This is a genomic window from Lactobacillus sp. C449L, from assembly GCF_059900815.1.
In genome coordinates this window covers 1-701 of sequence record NZ_JBWXGA010000029.1, presented here as the reverse complement: position 1 = coordinate 701, position 701 = coordinate 1, and the positions used below count along the sequence as shown (strand labels likewise).

1 protein-coding gene is annotated in these 701 nt (G+C 68.3%); it reads left to right on the top strand.

What is annotated here, in order from left to right:
- Nucleotides 1–440 (top strand): aldo/keto reductase (locus AC2JF9_RS08075; protein WP_500726771.1); only part of this gene is annotated, 440 nt, incomplete at its 5' end.
- Between the last annotated feature and the right edge of the window lie 261 nt (nucleotides 441–701).

Genomic DNA, 701 nt, shown 5'->3' with positions numbered 1-701 from the left:
AGCAGCAGCCGCTCGATTCATTCCTGCCGCTCTGCACCGCACGCGGCGTCCGCATCATCGTCGGCGGCCCCTACAATTCGGGCATCCTCGCCACCGGCGTTCGCGGCGGCGGGGTTCCGCATTACGATTACGGGCCCGCCCCCGCCGACGTGCTCGCCCGCGTACGCGCGCTCGAGGATATCTGCGAGGAATTCGGCGTGCCGCTGCGCGCCGCCGCGCTCCAGTTCCCGCTCGGCCACCCGAGCGTCGTCTCGGTCATCCCCGGCATGGGCACGGTGCGCCACGTCGAAGACGCCGCGGCGATGATCGCGGCCGCGATCCCCGCCGCCTTCTGGGACGCCCTCCGCGAGCAGGGCCTGCTCCACCCCGCGGCACCGGTACCGCTGTCACATCCTCCTTTCCGTGAGGCAACGCCTCATGGCGCGGGGAACCAGCCGTAGGCTGCGTGCGGCCCAAGACCGGGAATTTGGTCTTCCGGCCTCTTGAAGATTTGCAAGCACGAACCATATGGGCTCGCGTCGGGTGCCGTTCGGGCCCGGCATATCGGAGGGCGCCGGCTCTCTCCGGCGCACCTCGCATCACAAGTTGCTCATTGGAGGACTTTGATATGAGGACCAACTTCGACCTGACCCCGTTCCGGCGCGCCACCGTCGGCTTCGACCGGCTGTTCGACATGCTCGAGAACGGCGTCACCAACCACA